We start from the raw sequence: 16,261 nt of genomic DNA, 5'->3' as shown, positions 1-16,261 counted from the left end.
CGCACGGTGCTTGCTTCGAACCACCGACGTACGAAACATCCCTTTTGTCGCCGTCGTGCACCGAAGGGATCGTCGATGAGAACTGCCGCCGCCGTCCATGTGGCCGCCGGGTCCTTGCTGCTCACCACCCTGGCCGCCGCCCCGGCCGGCGCGGCAACGCCCACCGCCGAGTCGCGCGGCACCGCGACGGCCGCCGCGCGGGCCGCGGCCGAGGGCATCGACTTCGGCCCGTGTCCCGCCGGGCAGGAGCTGCCGGGCACCGTCCGGTGCGGCACGCTGCGCGTCCCGCTCGACTACGCCCGCCCGGACGGGAAGCAGATCGAACTCACCGTCAGCCGCGTCCGGGCCACCGGGAAGGACCCCGGCAACGACAAGCGCAAGGTGCCCCGGCAGGGCTCCCTGGTCCACAACCCGGGCGGGCCGGGCGCCACCGGCATGTACTTCCCCATGATGGGCGCGCTGCCCGAGTGGAAGCGCCTCGCGGCGGCGTACGACCTCGTCGGCTACGCCCCGCGCGGGGTGGGCCGTTCGGCACCACTGTCCTGCACGGACCCGGGGACGTTCTTCAAGGGCCCCTCGAAGGCACCCGTCCACCCCTCGGCGGCGTACAAACGGGAGCGCGTCGCGCGGGCCAAGGCGTACGCGCGAGGCTGTGCCGAGCGGGCCGGCGACTCGCTGCGGTACTACAACTCGCTCAACAACGCCCGCGACCTGGACGTCCTGCGCGCCGCGCTCGGCGAGAACCGGCTGACGTTCCTGGGATCGTCGTACGGCACGTACTTCGGGGCGCTGTACGCCACGCTGTTCCCCTCGCACGTACGGCGGATGGTGTTCGACTCGGCGGTGAACCCGGCCCCGGAGCGGATCTGGTACCGCAACAACCTCGGCCAGTCGGCGGCGTTCGAGGACCGCTGGGCGGACTTCCGGGCCTGGGCCGCCCGGCACGACGACGTGTACGGGCTGGGGAACACGGCGCGCGCGGTGCAGGTCGGTTACGACAGGGCCCGTGCGCGTCTGGCGAAGGAGCCGGCGGGCGGGAAGGTCGGTCCTGAGCAGTTGCAGGCGGCGTTCCTGAAGGCCGGGTACTACGACGACCACTGGCCGCATCGGGCGCACGCGCTGTCGGCGTACCTGAAGGGCGACCCCGCGCCGCTGGTCGAGCAGGCCCAGGAGTATCCGCAGGCGGCGGCGGAGGCGGAGAACGCGCGGGCGGTGTATCTCGCCGTGGAGTGCAACGACGCGCCCTGGCCCACGGACTGGGCGGTGTGGGACCGGGACAACACCCGGCTCGCACGCCGGGCGCCCTTCGAGACCTGGGGCAATGTGTGGACCAACCTGCCGTGCGCCTACTGGCGGGCACCCCGGCAGCAACCACTGGACGTGCGCGCGGGCAGCGGTGAGCTGCCGCCGACGCTGATCCTGGCGGCGGAGCGGGACGCGGCCACCCCGTACGACGGTGCCCTGGAGCTGCACCGGCGACTGGCGGGGTCGGCGCTGGTGACCGAGCGGGACGCCGGCAGCCACGGCCTCGCGGGCGGGTCCAACGCCTGCGTGCACCGCCACCTGGAGGCGTATCTGCTGGACGGCCGCGTTCCGGGGCGGCGCGCCTCCTGCGCACCGCGCCCGGAACCGAAGCCGGCGGGTGGTCGGACCGCGGAGGCCCGGCCCGCCGTCTGATCAGGCCAGGCCCGCGACCAGTTCCGCGACGTCCTTGCGGCGGCCCGTGAAGAACGGGACCTCCTCGCGGACGTGCATCCGGGCCTCCGAGCCGCGCAGGTGGCGCATGAGGTCGACGATCCGGTCCAGTTCGTCGGCCTCGAAGGCGAGGAGCCACTCGTAGTCGCCCAGCGAGAACGAGGCGACCGTGTTGGCGCGCACGTCGGGGTAGCCGCGGGCCATCTTGCCGTGGTCGGCGAGCATGCGCCGGCGGTCCTCGTCGGGCAGCAGGTACCAGTCGTAGGAGCGCACGAAGGGGTAGACGCTCACATAGTTGCGGGGCGTCTCGTCGGCGAGGAAGGCCGGGATGTGCGACCGGTTGAACTCGGCGGGCCGGTGCAGCGCCATGTTCGACCAGACCGGCTCGAGCGCGCGGCCCAGCTTGGTGCGGCGGAACAGGTTGTAGGCCTCCTGGAGCCGGTCGGCCGTCTCGGCGTGCCACCAGATCATGAGGTCGGCGTCCGCGCGCAGGCCCGACAGGTCGTAGGTGCCGCGGATCGTGACGTCCTTGGCGGCGAGCTGGTCGAACAGCTCCTGGACCTCTTCGGCGTACCCGGCGCGGTCCTCCGGCAGGACGTCCTTCAGTTTGAAGACGGACCAGAGGGTGTAGCGGATGACCTCGTTGAGGTCCTTGGCCAGCTTGCCCTTGTTCGGGATCCGGTCGGGGGCGGGGGGGGTGGCGTCGTCACTCATGTCCCTTATTCTCCTGCTCCTCCGTGGAGGCTTTGCACCGGGTCGGTGGTGAGTTGTTGCACAGCGCGCAGGTCACCGTGGATCTGGTCGGCGGCGGCGTACGCGCTCGCGATGCACGCGGGGATGCCGACGCCGTCGTAGGCCGCGCCGCACACGGCGAGACCGGCGAGGCCCGCGAGGTGCTCGCGGACGCGGGCCACGCGCGCGTGGTGGCCGACGGGGTACTGGGGCAGGCCGTCCTCCCAGCGGGTGACGCGGGTGGCGACCGGGGCGGCGTCCAGACCGACGGCGGCCGACAGGTCGTGCCGGGAGACCTCCACGAGGCCGGCGTCGTCGCGGCGGAGGATCTCCGTCTCGCCGTACCGGCCCACGGAGGTGCGCAGGACGACCAGGTCCGGGTTCTCGTCGGCGATCCAGCCCCATTTGCGCGAGGCGAAGGTGGACGCCTTGATGGTGTGCCCGTCGACGGGCGGCACGAGGAATCCGCTGCCCTCGGGCAGATCGGCCTCCGCGCGGCGGTAGGCGAGGGTGATCAGCGCCATCGAGGCGTACTCGACGCCGGCGAGCTCGGCGGCGGCGCCTGGTGCCTCGGCGCGCAGCAGGGCGGCGGCGGCCGGGGCGGGGACGGCGACGACGACCGCGTCGGCGTGCAGGGCGCGGTCACCGGCGACGACCCGCCAGCCGTCCCGCGGTTCACGGCGCAGCTCCGTGACCGGCGTGCCGGTGAGGATCTCCGTGCCGCCCGCCCGCAGCGCGTCGGCGACCGCGAGCGGGAGGGTGCCCACTCCGCCCGCGATGCCCATGAAGACGGGGCCCGTCTGCGGCGCGGCGGCGGACCTGTCCTGGATCCCGCGGACCGCCTCGGTGAGGGAGGTGTGGGTGCGGGCGGCCTCGAAGAGCTGCGGGACCGCCGAGCGCATCGAGATGCGGTACGCGTCGCCCGCGTACACCCCGCCGAGCAGGGGCTCCACCAGGCGGTCGACGACCTCGCGGCCGACGCGCGCCGCCACGTACTCACCGACGGCCACGTCGTCGCCGACCTCGGTGCGGGGCAGCCCGGCGTCGCGCCCGATCCGGGCCAGCCCCTCGTCGGACAGGATGCCGGAGAGGGCGGCGGCGGTGCCGGGTACGCCCATGACGTGGCCCTTGGGCATGGGGCGCAGGGCGCCCCGGGTCCACAGCGAGGCCGTGCTGGTGGCCGGCGGCTGGAGGCGGTCGGCGAGGCCCACCGCGCGGGCGAGACCCACCGCCTCGGGGCGGCGGGCCAGCAACGACTCGGCGCCGAGGTCGACGCGCGCGCCCGCGATCTCTCCCGGCAGCAGCTTGCCGCCGACCCGGTCCGAGGCCTCCAGCACGGTGACCCGCGCCCCGTGCTCCCGCAACCGGTGGGCGGCGGCCAGCCCGGCGATTCCGGCTCCGACGACGACGATGTGCTGCCCGGAGCCCGCATGTGATCCGCTCATGACTCCACCCTCTCAAACGCCACCGACGGTCCCACCAGGGCCATGTGGCCCTGTCGAGTCCCTACCGTGACCGCATCGGGACCGTCCGGCGCCAACGTCCCGCACCCCTGCCGCGTCGAAGGAACGTCAGTCATCACCACGCGGGGGAGTCCCATATGCGCACACGACGATCCGTACGACCCGCCCACGCCCTGGCCGGGGTCCTGCTGGCGGCGGCCCTCGCCGTCAGCGGGTGCAGCGGCGCGAGCGACGACTCCGGCGGGTCCGGGGCCGCCGACAAGGCAGCCGCCGCGCAGGCGGAAGGACAGGCCGCGCAGGAGGACGCGAAACAGGGCGCCCCCGGCGGTGCGGCGGACGGCGCGAAGGCGACCACGCCGCCGAAGGCCACCGCGAACCGCGTCATCCGCACCGCCTCGCTCACCGTGCAGGTCGAGGACGTCCCCGAGGCGCTGGACGAGGCCCGCGCGACGACCGGGACCGCGGGCGGCTACGTCGGCAACGAGACGACGAACCGGGACGAGGAGGGCCACGAGCACACGCGCGTGGTGCTGCGCGTGCCCGTCGAGAAGTACGACGAGGTCCTCGCCGACCTGGAGGGCACGGGCAAGCTCCTCGAACGCAGCGCCGAGGCGCGGGACGTCACCGACCAGGTGGTCGACGTGGAGAGCCGGATCACGACCCAGCGGGCCAGCGTGGCCCGCATCCGTGAGCTGATGGACCGGGCCGGCAAGCTCAGTGACGTGGTCACCCTGGAGGGCGAGCTGAGCAGCCGCCAGGCCGACCTGGAGGCACTGCTCGCCCAGCAGGCGTCCCTGAAGGACCGTACGAGCCTGGCCACCATCACCCTGTCCCTGTCCGAGACTCCGGTGAAGGAGGCGGAGAAGGACGACGATCCCGGTTTCGTGGACGCTCTCGCGGGCGGCTGGAACGCGTTCGTGACGATGCTGCGCTGGCTGGCGGTGGCGTTCGGCGCGGTGCTGCCGTTCGCGGCGGTGGCGGCGCTGCTCGTCCTGCTGTGGCGGAAGGCCGTACGCCCCCGGCTGCCGCGGCGTCCGGAGCCGGCGCCCGCGACGAGCGCCCTCGGCCCGCTGCCGGCGGCCCGGCCGGTGCCGTCGCCGGCGTCCCGCCCGGCGTCCGACGGGGACGGGGAGGGCTGAGAGGCCCTCGAGCGGGCCTGAAATCCCCGGCCCCCGTAGCGTGTTCGTATGACCATGAGCGATGCGCGCGGTGCGAGGGAACGTCTGGTGGTGATCGGCGGTGACGCCGCGGGGATGTCCGCGGCGTCACAGGCCCGCCGGCTGAAGGGTCCGGACGAACTGGAGATCGTGGCGTTCGAACGCGGCCACTTCACCTCCTTCTCGGCGTGCGGCATCCCCTACTGGGTGGGCGGTGACGTCCCCGAGCGGGACCGCCTGATCGCGCGCACCGCCGAGGAGCACCGCGCGCGGGACATCGATCTGCGGTTGCGCACCGAGGTCACGGAACTCGACCTCGACCGGGGGCGGGTACGCGCGCGGGACGTCGATTCCGGTGCCGAGTCCTGGACGTCGTACGACAAACTGGTGATCGCGACCGGTGCGCGGCCGATCCGTCCGGAACTGCCCGGCATGGACGCCCCCGGGGTGCACGGCGTGCAGACCCTCGACGACGGACAGGCCCTCCTCGACACGCTGTCCCGCACGCGCGGGCGCCGCGCGGTGGTCGTCGGGGCGGGTTACATCGGCGTGGAGATGGCCGAGGCGATGCTCAACCGCGGTTACGAGGTGACGGTCGTCAACCGCGGCGAGGAGCCCATGGCGACCCTCGACCCCGACATGGGGCGCCTGGTGCGCCGGGCCATGGAGGGCATGGGCATCACCATGGTGAACGACGCCGAGGTCACCGGGCTGCGCACGGGGGACGACGGCGGGGTGCGGGCGGTCGCCACCGAGGACGCCGAGTACCCGGCGGACGTCGTCGTGCTCGGCATCGGGGTGCGCCCGGAGACGACCCTGGCACGGGCCGCCGGACTTCCCCTGGGGGAACACGGCGGACTGCTCACCGACCGGTCGATGCGGGTGCGCGGGCACGAGAACATCTGGGCCGGCGGCGACTGCGTGGAGGTCCTCGACCTGGTCTCCGGGCAGCAGCGGCACATCCCGCTGGGCACGCACGCCAACAAGCACGGCCAGATCATCGGCGCGGGCGCCGGCGGCGGCTACGCCACCTTCCCGGGCGTGGTCGGTACGGCGGTCAGCAAGGTGTGCGACCTGGAGATCGCGCGCACCGGGCTGCGGGAGAAGGACGCCCACCGCGTGGGCCTGCGGTTCGAGTCGGTCACCATCGAGTCGACCAGCCGCGCGGGCTACTACCCGAACGCCTCCCCCATGACGGTGAAGATGCTCGCCGAACTCCGCACCGGCCGGCTCCTCGGCGTCCAGATCGTCGGCCGCGAGGGCGCGGGCAAGCGCGTGGACATCGCGGCGGTGGCCCTCACGGCCGGCATGACGGTGGACCGGATGACGACCCTGGACCTGGGCTACGCACCCCCGTTCTCCCCGGTCTGGGACCCGATCCTGGTGGCGGCCCGCAAGGCGGCGGCAAAAATTGGGTCCGCCTTGTGACGAGGGCCGGCGCCGCGCCCCTGAAAGGGGCACGGGGCCGAGTCGATGCGCGGCTCCGCCGCGTGGGCGCGATCAGCCACAGCGGACCGGCACTCCGCACTCGACCCCGCCCCTACGGCGCCCCCGGAAACCCTCACGCCGTCCCGTTGATCCTCTCGATCGCCTGCCGCGCCTGCTCGGCGGGCGGCCGCGAGGGCAGCGACGACACCGACGCGCTGGCGTCCGGCGTCGGGGCCGACGCCTGCGCCGCCGGCTTCGCGTGCGCGGCCCCCCGCGCGGAGCGCAACCGGTGGCTCACCGCCTCGTCCAGCGTCACCGGCCGCCGCAGCTGCGCGGCGAGCCGCCCCGCCTCCTGGCCGAGCCGGGCGACGTCCTCCCACGGGAGGCGCACCACGAGCGTGAGTTCGGCCTCGCCGTCGGGCAACGCGTGCATCGCGGTGGGCACTCGGTCGTTCATCGGCTGTTCCTCCACGTCGGCCCGGCGGCCCCTTACCCGCGCCGCGGGCGGTCGACGAGTCATACGCACGACCGGCCGGCGGCGTTCAGCGGCGCCGCGGATCCGCCGGCCACGGGGCCGGGCACGAACGGGTGGTCGTTCCCATCCCCATGACGTGCCTCGCGCGCTGCCCGCCGCGCACTTCTCCGTCTTCGTTCTCCGCTACCGGCCGTCCTCCGCTACCGGCCGTCCTTCCCGCGCTCGTCCGTGGGGGTCATGGGCAGGCGCAGGGCCAGCATGGCCACGTCGTCGTCGTTGTCGACGGTCAACTGGTCGGCGAGCAGCGTGTCGCAGAAGACCTCCAGCGGGCTGTGGACGGTCGCCGACGCGTGGTGGCGCAGCCGCTCCAGGCCGACGGTGAGGTCCTCCTCACGGCGTTCCACGAGCCCGTCGGTGTACAGCAGCAGGGTCGAGCCGGGCAGGAGGGGATCCACCGCGCTGTCGTAGTGGGGGTCCGGGACGAGGCCGAGCATCGGGGAGCGGCCCCCGGTCAGGAACCGCTGCCGTCCGCCTCGACCAGCAGCGGCGGCGGGTGGCCCGCGACGGAGTAGTGGAGCTGGAGACCGCCGGTCCCGGAGCGTTCGATCCGGGCCAGCACGCAGGTGGCGGTGCACTCCAGATAGAGGGTCTGCACGGAGAGGTCCAGCCGGCGCAGGATCGTGCCGGTCGGCTCCTGGCGGTCCAGCGCGAGTCCGCGGAGCATGTTGCGCAGCTGGCTCATGGTGACGGCGGCCGGCAGGTCGTGGCCGGAGACGTCGCCGATGGTGAGGACGGTGGCGCCGTCGCGGAGCACGAACGAGTCGTACCAGTCGCCGCCGACCTCGGCGGCCGCGGTGCTGGGCCGGTAGCGGACGGCGATGCCGATGCCGGGCACGTGCGGCGGGTCGGTGAGCAGGCTGCGCTGCAGGGCCAGCGCCACCTGCCGGGTGCGCTGGTACTCCAGGGCGTTTCTGAGGGGGGTGTGGGCGCGTTCCAGGAGGGCCCGCAGCAGAGTGATCTCGGCCTCGCCGAGGGGTGGGCGGTCGCCGCTGACCGAGGCGGTGACCAGGGCGGCCGTGGTGCCCTCGACGACGACGGGGAGCAGGACGACGCTGTTGACCCCGGGGGGCAGCCACGGTTCGGCCTCGGACGGGCGGAGGTCGGGCGGAGGCTCACCGGGCGGGGCTGGGCTCGGTCACCCCGCCCTTGGGGCCCGTCACCCACACGATCTGGGACGCGGCGTTCACCAGGCTGCGGTAGCGCTGCAGGGCGCGGCGGCGTTCCTCGGACAGGACGCGTATCCGTTGCGCGGCGGTCACCTGCTCGGTGACCTCGACGAGGACACTGAGCACCCCTTGTCGGCCGTCGCTCATCGTGGCGTGGGAGAGGCTGAAGGTGAAGTACCGCGTCCGCTCGTGCGGTGAATCCGGATAGTCCAGGTCAATAGGTGCGGCGGTGAGCACTTCGGCCGTGCCCGTGGTGAAGACGCGGTCGAAGATGTCGAAGTAGCCGGACTGCGCGAGGTCGGGAAACGCGTCGCGGATGGCCCGGCCCAGCGGACGGTCGCCGAAAGTCTCGCGGTAGACCTGGTTGATGTACGCGAGCCGGTGCTCCGGCCCCTGGGTGACGACGACGCCGATCGGGGCGGGGTCGAACATCTCGAGCCGCATGAGGCCTTCACCTGCCCGTGCCCGGGAGCGAATGTGCTGGACGACGCAGGTCCAGTACCCCGTTCCCGGGTTCCGACGCGTGTGAGCCGCGTACGCGGTGGGTCAGCGCGCGGTCTGCGTGTGGACGTACTCCACGAGGCGGGTCAGGGCGTCCGGGTCGGTGGACGGCATGACGCCGTGGCCGAGGTTGAAGACGTGGCCCTCCAGGCCGGCGGCCGTGTCCAGGACCTCCCGCGCCTTCGCCTCGACGGCCTCCCGGCCGGCGAACAGCACGGTCGGGTCCAGGTTGCCCTGGAGCGCCTTGCCGGGGCCGACACGGCGGGCGGCCTCGTCCATCGGGACGCGCCAGTCGACGCCGACGACGTCCGCTCCGGCCTCGCCCATGAGCCCCAGCAGTTCGCCGGTGCCCACGCCGAAGTGGATACGCGGGACGCCGTACCCGGCCACCGCGTCGAACACCTTCGCCGAGGCGGGCAGCACCGAGCGCCGGTAGTCGGCGGGGGCGAGCGCGCCGGCCCAGGAGTCGAAGAGCTGGACGGCCGAGGCGCCGGCCGCGATCTGGACCTTCAGGAACGCGGCCGTGATGTCGGCGAGGCGGTCGAGCAGGTCGGCCCAGAGTTCGGGGTCGCCGTACATCATCGCCTTGGCGTTCTCGTACGTACGGGACGGGCCGCCCTCGACGAGGTAGCTGGCGAGGGTGAACGGGGCTCCCGCGAAGCCGATCAGCGGGATGGACCCGAGCTCGCGGGTCAGCATGCCGATCGCCTCGGTGACGTAGGAGACGTCCTCGGGGGTGAGGTCGCGCAGCCGGGCGAGGTCGGCGCGGGTGCGGACCGGCTGCTCGACGACCGGGCCGATGCCGGGCTTGATGTCGAGGTCGATGCCGATGGCCTTGAGGGGGACGACGATGTCGCTGAAGTAGATCGCCGCGTCGACGTGGTGACGGCGCACCGGCTGGAGCGTGATCTCGGTGACCAGGTCGGGGCGCATGCAGGAGTCGAGCATCCCGATGCCCTCGCGGACCTTGCGGTACTCCGGCAGTGAGCGCCCGGCCTGCCGCATGAACCACACCGGCGTGTGCGGCACGGGCTCGCGCCGGCACGCCTTGAGGAAGGCCGATTCCCGGACTGCGTCGTTCCTGACGGGATCGGGGGTCGCGGTCGGCGTCTGGCCCGTCGGGCTTGCGTTGGCACTCACACCGGCAAGTCTCGCACGACCCGCCCACGCGCCCGGACCCCAGGGCCCGCGGGGCGGGATCCGGACACCGCCGGGCGGCGCGGGTGTCCCTCCCTGCGCCGGGGGCCCGTTCCGCTTAATCTTCCCCGCATGGCTGCGGCTCAGGGACGACTGTCGGACGACGCTGACGGAATGGACGAGCGGAAGGAGACCGGAGAGGACTCCGGACAGGGGGGTGCGGGGGGTGCGCCCCCGCCGCCCTTCCGGGCCGCTGTCGAGGCGTTGCGCGGTGCGCGGCTGCGGCCGCAGATCGAGGTGGATCCCGTGCCCGCTCCGAAGCGGCTCGCCCCGTACGCGTACGCGCTGGAGGCGGCGGTCGTCGACGGCGAGCAGGATCTGGCCGACGGCAGGCTGGTGCTGCTGCACGACCCGGCCGGACACGACGCCTGGCGGGGCGCCTTCCGCCTGGTGACGCTGGTGCGCGCGGAACTGGAGCCGGAGATGGCCGCGGATCCGCTGCTGCCGGAGGTGTGCTGGTCCTGGCTGACCGGTGCGCTGGCGGCGCGCGGACTGACGTACGGCGAGCCGAGCGGCACGGTGACGCGCGCGAGTTCCCACTACTTCGGCGGGCTGTCCGCGCGGCCCGCCGCCTCGCAGATCGAGATCCGGGCCTCCTGGACGCCCCGGGAGGGCCTGGGCGGGGTTCCGGACGCGGGCGCCCATCTGGTCGCGTGGTGCGATCTGCTGGCACAGGTCGCGGGGCTGCCGCCGGCCGCTCCCGGGGACGCGTCCGTGGTGACGCTGCCGCAGCGGAGAGGACCGCAGTCGCGCTGAGCCTCCCGCTGAGCGCCCCGACAGCCGTCCACGTCCATCTCTTTGTCGACACGACCACTTTCGAAAGCTTTACAACGCGGATCGAAACCGTTCGGTCTTCGAATGATCGCTCGTGCGTCCGAATTGCTCGGATTGTTACTCATCACTTCGTGATCATTCGTTAAAGGACACCAGGTTTATTGCCGAAGACGACTGTGACCTTGAAAGCATGGTTCGTCCCGGCTTCACCCCCCACGAACCGGCCCCGTCCCGCACCCCAGGAGGCCTGGTGTCCGTTCTCCTCGAGCAGCCCGCAAGCCTGGTCGCCTACCGCCCGAACAAGCCGACCGCCATGGTGGTCGTGGCCGACCCGCGCGTCCGTTCCACCGTCACCCGCCATCTGTGGGCGCTCGGTGTACGCGATGTCATCGAGGCCTCGTCCGTCGCGGAGGCTCGTCCCCGCATCGGCAACCCCCGCGACATCTGCGTCGCCGAAGTCCATCTGCCGGATGGCTCCGGCCTCACCCTCCTCTCCGAGACCCGCGCGGCGGGCTGGCCCAACGGCCTCGCCCTCTCCGCCGCCGACGACATCGGCGCCGTGCGCAACGCCCTCGCCGGCGGAGTGAAGGGGTACGTCGTCACCGGCACCCGCACCAACCTCGGGCTCCCCACCCGTCCCGGTGCCACCCCCATCGGCGCCGCCGCCCGCCTGCACCGCCGCCCCCCGGGTGCTCCGAGCCACCCGGGCGGCTACCGGGAGCTGTCCGGCCGCGAGGTCGAGGTGCTGCGACTGGTGGCGGAGGGCCAGTCGAACAAGGCGATCGGCGTCTCGATGGGTCTGTCCGCCCTGACCGTCAAGAGCCACCTCGCCCGCATCGCCCGCAAGCTCGGCACGGGCGACCGCGCCGGCATGGTGGCGGTGGCGCTGCGCACCGGCATCATCCACTGACCACCCCCACCCGTCCCGTTCCGCCCCGCCCCGCCCACGGGCTCACGAACACGATCTTTCATGCTCCTGACCGGAATACGACCCACCGGCGCCCGTCACGGAACACAACCGTCGACGGGCGCCTTCGTGGCACGGATACCCTTGACAGGTGACCGACGCCCACGACACCGCAGCAGACCGTTCACTGCGCACCACCGGAGGCGCCCCTCCGGACGACGGCGGATCTTCTGCTACGGAGGCGCCGATCCCCTTGCTCGAGCCGCGCGAGGGCATTCCGCCCGTGATCGCGGACGAGGCCGCCCTCGCCGAGGTGGTCGCCGCCTTCGCCGCGGGCACCGGCCCCGTCGCCGTGGACGCCGAGCGCGCCTCCGGCTACCGCTACGGCCAGCGCGCCTACCTCGTCCAGCTGCGCCGCGAGGGCGCCGGGAGTGCGTTGATCGACCCCGTCGCCTGCCCCGACCTGTCCGGTCTCGGCGAGGCCCTGTCCGGCGTCGAGTGGGTGCTGCACGCCGCCACCCAGGACCTGCCCTGCCTCCGCGAGATAGGCATGGTGCCCACCCGCCTCTTCGACACCGAGCTGGCCGGACGCCTCGCCGGGTTCCCCCGGGTCGGGCTCGGCGCGATGGTCGAGAACGTGCTCGGCTTCGTCCTGGAGAAGGGCCACTCCGCCGTCGACTGGTCCACCCGCCCGCTGCCCGAGCCCTGGCTGCGCTATGCCGCCCTCGACGTCGAGCTCCTGGTCGACCTGCGCGACGCCCTGGAGAAGGAGCTGGACCGGCAGGGCAAGCTGGACTGGGCCCGGCAGGAGTTCGACGCGATCGCCTCGGCACCGCCGGCCGAGCCCCGCAAGGACCCCTGGCGGCGCACCTCCGGCATGCACAAGGTGCGCCGGCGCCGGCAGATGGCCGTCGTACGGGAGCTGTGGCAGACCCGCGACCGGATCGCACAGCGCCGGGACGTCTCCCCCGGCAAGGTGCTCTCCGACGCGGCGATCGTGGAGGCCGCGCTCGCCCTCCCTGCCAACCTCCATGCCCTCGCCGCGCTCAACGGGTTCGGGCAGCGCGTGGGGCGGCGCCAGCTGGAGCAGTGGCAGGCGGCCGTCGACCGGGCGAAGGCGCTGGGCGAGGACCGGCTGCCCCAGCCCGGCCAGTCGGTGACCGGCCCTCCGCCGCCGCGCGCGTGGGCCGACAAGGACCCGGCTGCGGCGGCGCGGCTGTCCGCGGCGCGGGCGGGCGTCAGCGCGCTCGCCGAGCGGCTGAACATGCCGCCGGAGAACCTGATCACGCCGGACACGGTGCGGCGGGTGTGCTGGGAGCCGCCGAAGGTTGTCAGTGCCGATGCGGTTGCCTCGGTACTGACGGGATACGGGGCTCGGGTGTGGCAGGTCGAGCAGGTCACGCCTGTGCTGGTGGCCGCACTGTCCGCCTAGTCGCCGTACGACGGGTCTCGCCGTACGGCGGGTGCGGGCCGTATGCGGCTGGTCGCGCCCACGCGGCGGAGCCGCATGTCGATGCAGCCCCGCGCCCCTGGGGCTTACTTCGTCGCCCCCCTCATGAACCCGTTGTAGATGAAGCGCTGGAGGAAGAGGAAGACGAGCAGGGTGGGGAGGATGACCAGGACCGCGCCCGCCGAGATGGTCTCCCAGTGCGCGCCGAAGGGGCCCTTGAAGCGGAACAGGGACGTCGAGATCACGCCGAGGTCCTCGGAGGGCATGTAGAGGAAGGGGATGTAGAAGTCGTTGTAGACGTTGATCCCCTTCACGATCACCACCGTCGCGATCGCCGGTCTGAGCAGCGGGAAGATCACCTTGCGGTAGACCGCGAAGGCGCCTGCCCCGTCCAGGCGGGCCGCCTCGTCCAGGGAGACGGGGATGGAGCGGATGAACTGCAGGAAGATGTAGATCGACACGATGTCCGTGCCCATGTAGAGCGCGATCGGCGCCCACAGGCTGTCGAACATGCCGAAGCTGTTGACGATCTGGAAGGTCGCCACCTGGGTGGTCACCCCGGGGACCAGCGCGGCGAGCAGGAACAGGACGACGACCAGCTTCCTGAAGCGGAAGTGGAAGCGGTCGATCGCGTACGCCGTCATCGAGCCGATGAGGATCGTGCCACCGACGGCGACGACCAGGATGATCGCCGTGTTCCCGAACGCGGACAGCATCTGGCCGTCCCGGAAGGCGGTCACGTAGTTGTCGAGGTTCAGCGGGTCGTCGGGCAGCGCGAGTGCTCCGCTGCCGTTCGCCATCTCCTCGGATGACTTCAGCGAGGTCAGGAAGACCACGGTGAGCGGCAGCAGCACGACGAGCGTGGCGAGGATCAGCGACAGGTACACGAGGGTGCGGGCCACGGTGCGGCGGGTCATACCAAGTCCACCTTCTCGTCGGGGACGATGCGCCGCTGCACCCAGGTGACCGCCAGGACGATCAGCAGCAGGACGACGGCGGCGGCCGAGGCGAGTCCCGTCTTGTTGAACTGGAAGGCCAGCTTCACGGTCTGGATCACGAACGTCTCGGTGCCGGTGGCGCCGCCGGTCATGATGTACGGGATCTCGAAGACCGAGAGCGAGCCGGAGACGGAGAGGATGACGCTCAGGCTCAGAATGGGTTTGATGCCGGGCGCGATGATGTGCCGGAACTGGTGCCAGCGGCTCGCGCCGTCGATCTCGGCCGCCTCGTACAGCTCGCCCGGGATGGACTGGATCGCGCCGAGGAAGAGGACGAAGTTCAGGCCCAGGTAGCGCCAGACGGAGACGCCGGCGAGCGAGGTGTTCGCGGAGAACGGCGTGCCCAGCCAGGCGTGGTCGGTCCCGACGCCGAGGAGGCGCAGTACGGAGTCGAGGGTGCCGCCGTCCTGGAAGAAGTAGAGGAAGACGAAGCCGATCGCCACCCCGTTGATCAGGTACGGGAAGAACAGCACGCCCTTGAAGAAGTTCCGGAAGCGGACGTTGAAACTGAGGACCGTGGCGAAGTAGAGGGCGAGGACGATCTGCACCACGGACGCGACGAGGTAGTAGCCGCTGACGAAGAAGACCTCGAACAGCTCGGAGCGGGTGAGGAGTTCGGTGTAGTTCTCGGTGCCGGTCCAGTTCAGTTCGGGGCTGATGCCGTCCCAGTCGGTGAAGCTGTACGAGACCATGTTGGCGATCGGCGCGTAGGTGAAGGTCAGGAGCAGGGCCAGCGGGGCGATCAGGAAGAGCCACGGGGTGAGGCGGCGCGCCAGCCGGGTGCGGCGCGGGGCGGGTGCGGCCCGCTTCGGCCCGGCGGGCGCGGCCGGGCCGGCCGGCCGCGCCGCCTTGCGGGTGGTGTCCGTCATCAGGACCCCAGCGAGTTCCGTGCCTCGGCCCAGCGCTCGCCGAGGCCGCCGAAGAAGTCGTCCAGGCCGCCCTCGCGGGCGCCGCGGGCGAGGTCGACGAGTTCCTGGCGGTAGTCGGGCTTGTAGATGCCGACCTCGGACCGGTTGTCGATGGACTTCACCTCGGCACCCTTGCTGTCGTCGAGGTCGATCAGCTTGACGCCGGCCTCCTGGTAGGGCTCGAGGATGTCGGGCAACGGGGCGTCCTTCAGTGGGGACAGGGCGAGGTTGGCCGCCGCGTAGCCTGACTTGTCGGTGAACCAGTCGATCCAGGCGCGGGCGGCTTCCTTGTTGTCGGAGTTGACGTTGACGGCCTGCTGATAGTCCGGGGAGGTCACCGCGCAGAAGGCGCCGTCCTGCTGCACGGGGAAGGGCATGAAGCCGATGTCGGCGGGGTCGGTGCCGGCCTGCTTCGCGGCGTCCCGCATCTGGATGACGGCCCAGGAGCCGAGCCACATGGTGGCGATCTCGCCCTTGGCCAGCTTGGGCTTGGACGCTTCCCAGTTGGTGGTGGTCGGGTCCTTCTCCACGAGGCCGCCGCTGACGATGTCGTGGAGCAGGGTGTCGCCCACGCGCAGGTCGGCGCCCTCGGCCCAGGGGTCGCCCTCGGCGAGTCTCGTGGTGGCGTTCGTGTCGCAGCCGACGGAGCCGTTGACATTGGTCCACTGGGTCAGCGGCCACATGTCCTTGAAGTTGGTGTAGTACGGCACCGCGTCGGTCTTCGACCGGATCGCCTTCAGATCGTCGAGGAACTCGGCCGGGGTGGTGGGCCAGTCGGTGACGCCGGCCTCGCTCCACACCTTCTTGTTGTAGACGAAGCCGGGGACGACACCGATGGGGCTCTGGCCGTAGACCTTGCCGCCGACGGTGGAGTAGTCGGTGAAGCGGTACTTGGCGCTGAGTTCGGCCTGGGTGCCGAGGGAGGCGAAGAACTTCGGGTAGTCCTTCTTCTCGATGACCGCCGGGATCATGAGGACGTCGCCGTAGTTCTCCGTGTTCATACGGATCTTGACCTCGCCCTCGTAGTCGGTGAGGCCGTCGAACTCGACCTTCACCCCGGGGTAGGTCCTGTTGAACTCGGCGGCGTACTTCTTCATCGTGCCGTCCTGCACCAGGTCGGTCCGGTGGGTGAGGACCGTGAGGGAGCCCTTGACCTCGGAGGGGTCGTCGGGGGCCTTGGCGTCCGCACCCTCCGAGGAGCCTCCCGTGCCCGTGCAGGCGGATGCCAGCAGGGCGAGGACGGCGATCGATCCGGCTAGTACCTTGCGGCGGTTCATGTGCACCAGCTCCGTTCACGGGGCGGACGAGCACGAGTGGGTTGGCTGGTTCGGCACTCTGGCAGCCCCTTAC

General features: G+C 72.1%; 14 protein-coding genes and 1 pseudogene. 6 read left to right on the top strand and 9 right to left on the bottom strand.

The genetic code is table 11. The annotated features are described in order from the left end of the window. Nucleotides 1–75: 75 nt before the first annotated feature. A complete protein-coding gene (locus ACFXAE_RS06005; RefSeq protein ID WP_384708643.1) occupies nucleotides 76–1,677 on the top strand; it encodes an alpha/beta hydrolase in 1,602 nt (533 codons plus the stop codon). Here the strand turns inward: ACFXAE_RS06005 and hemQ are convergent, their stop codons facing one another. Both hemQ and hemG read right to left on the bottom strand, forming a co-directional pair. Continuing rightward, nucleotides 1,678–2,409, bottom strand: coding sequence for a hydrogen peroxide-dependent heme synthase (gene hemQ, locus ACFXAE_RS06000; protein WP_384708640.1), 732 nt, complete (start codon nucleotides 2,407–2,409; stop codon nucleotides 1,678–1,680). 5 nt (nucleotides 2,410–2,414) lie between these two features. After that, the gene (gene hemG / locus ACFXAE_RS05995; protein ID WP_384708637.1) at nucleotides 2,415–3,872 is read right to left on the bottom strand and encodes a protoporphyrinogen oxidase; all 1,458 of its coding nucleotides are present in this window, start codon (nucleotides 3,870–3,872) and stop codon (nucleotides 2,415–2,417) included. Nucleotides 3,873–4,027: 155 nt separating this feature from the next. Here hemG and ACFXAE_RS05990 point away from each other — a divergent pair, with 155 nt between their 5' ends. Together ACFXAE_RS05990 and ACFXAE_RS05985 are read left to right on the top strand one after the other, a co-directional pair. Then, nucleotides 4,028–5,029 carry a DUF4349 domain-containing protein gene (locus tag ACFXAE_RS05990; RefSeq protein WP_384708634.1) on the top strand — a complete coding sequence of 334 codons (1,002 nt, stop codon included), beginning with the start codon at nucleotides 4,028–4,030 and terminating at the stop codon, nucleotides 5,027–5,029. Between the two features lie 48 nt (nucleotides 5,030–5,077). Further along, nucleotides 5,078–6,475 carry an FAD-dependent oxidoreductase gene (locus ACFXAE_RS05985; protein WP_384708631.1) on the top strand — a complete coding sequence of 466 codons (1,398 nt, stop codon included), beginning with the start codon at nucleotides 5,078–5,080 and terminating at the stop codon, nucleotides 6,473–6,475. A gap of 133 nt (nucleotides 6,476–6,608) precedes the next feature. Here ACFXAE_RS05985 and ACFXAE_RS05980 read toward each other — a convergent pair whose 3' ends face one another. From ACFXAE_RS05980 to hemE, 4 genes and pseudogenes are all read right to left on the bottom strand, one after another. Next, entirely contained in the window at nucleotides 6,609–6,932 is a 324-nt protein-coding gene (locus ACFXAE_RS05980) for a hypothetical protein (protein WP_384708628.1), read from the bottom strand. Between the two features lie 218 nt (nucleotides 6,933–7,150). Next, a pseudogene (locus ACFXAE_RS05975) lies at nucleotides 7,151–7,764 on the bottom strand (PP2C family protein-serine/threonine phosphatase). 358 nt (nucleotides 7,765–8,122) lie between these two features. Beyond that, nucleotides 8,123–8,620, bottom strand: a complete 498-nt coding sequence (locus ACFXAE_RS05970; protein ID WP_384708626.1) for a PAS domain-containing protein — start codon at nucleotides 8,618–8,620, stop codon at nucleotides 8,123–8,125. Between the two features lie 102 nt (nucleotides 8,621–8,722). Then, nucleotides 8,723–9,817 (bottom strand): uroporphyrinogen decarboxylase, encoded by a 1,095-nt coding sequence (gene hemE, locus ACFXAE_RS05965; RefSeq protein ID WP_384708623.1) that lies wholly within the window; start codon nucleotides 9,815–9,817, stop codon nucleotides 8,723–8,725. Nucleotides 9,818–9,988: 171 nt separating this feature from the next. Here hemE and ACFXAE_RS05960 point away from each other — a divergent pair, with 171 nt between their 5' ends. The 3 genes from ACFXAE_RS05960 to ACFXAE_RS05950 all read left to right on the top strand — a co-directional run bounded on the left by ACFXAE_RS05960 (nucleotide 9,989) and on the right by ACFXAE_RS05950 (nucleotide 12,987). Next, a complete protein-coding gene (locus tag ACFXAE_RS05960; protein WP_384708620.1) occupies nucleotides 9,989–10,630 on the top strand; it encodes a DUF3000 domain-containing protein in 642 nt (213 codons plus the stop codon). A 268-nt stretch (nucleotides 10,631–10,898) separates the two neighbouring features. Further along, complete coding sequence (locus ACFXAE_RS05955) at nucleotides 10,899–11,558, top strand: LuxR C-terminal-related transcriptional regulator (RefSeq protein ID WP_384708617.1); 660 nt, start codon at nucleotides 10,899–10,901, stop codon at nucleotides 11,556–11,558. 148 nt (nucleotides 11,559–11,706) lie between these two features. Beyond that, entirely contained in the window at nucleotides 11,707–12,987 is a 1,281-nt protein-coding gene (locus ACFXAE_RS05950; protein WP_384708614.1) for a ribonuclease D, read from the top strand. A gap of 104 nt (nucleotides 12,988–13,091) precedes the next feature. On the opposite strand, the gene ACFXAE_RS05945 is transcribed toward ACFXAE_RS05950, so the two are convergent. The 3 genes from ACFXAE_RS05945 to ACFXAE_RS05935 are packed head-to-tail and all read right to left on the bottom strand — an operon-like array spanning nucleotide 13,092 to nucleotide 16,188. After that, nucleotides 13,092–13,922, bottom strand: a complete 831-nt coding sequence (locus tag ACFXAE_RS05945; RefSeq protein ID WP_384708611.1) for a carbohydrate ABC transporter permease — start codon at nucleotides 13,920–13,922, stop codon at nucleotides 13,092–13,094. Further along, entirely contained in the window at nucleotides 13,919–14,872 is a 954-nt protein-coding gene (locus ACFXAE_RS05940) for a carbohydrate ABC transporter permease (protein WP_384708608.1), read from the bottom strand. The genes ACFXAE_RS05945 and ACFXAE_RS05940 overlap by 4 nt, the downstream gene beginning before the upstream one ends. Beyond that, the gene (locus tag ACFXAE_RS05935) at nucleotides 14,872–16,188 is read right to left on the bottom strand and encodes an ABC transporter substrate-binding protein (RefSeq protein WP_384708604.1); all 1,317 of its coding nucleotides are present in this window, start codon (nucleotides 16,186–16,188) and stop codon (nucleotides 14,872–14,874) included. Before ACFXAE_RS05935 ends, ACFXAE_RS05940 begins: the two co-directional genes overlap by 1 nt. Nucleotides 16,189–16,261 lie beyond the last annotated feature (73 nt).

Source organism: Streptomyces sp. NPDC059454 (assembly GCF_042749965.1).
Taxonomy (GTDB): Bacteria; Actinomycetota; Actinomycetes; order Streptomycetales; family Streptomycetaceae; genus Streptomyces.
This window is presented reverse-complemented; position numbering and strand designations above follow the sequence as displayed.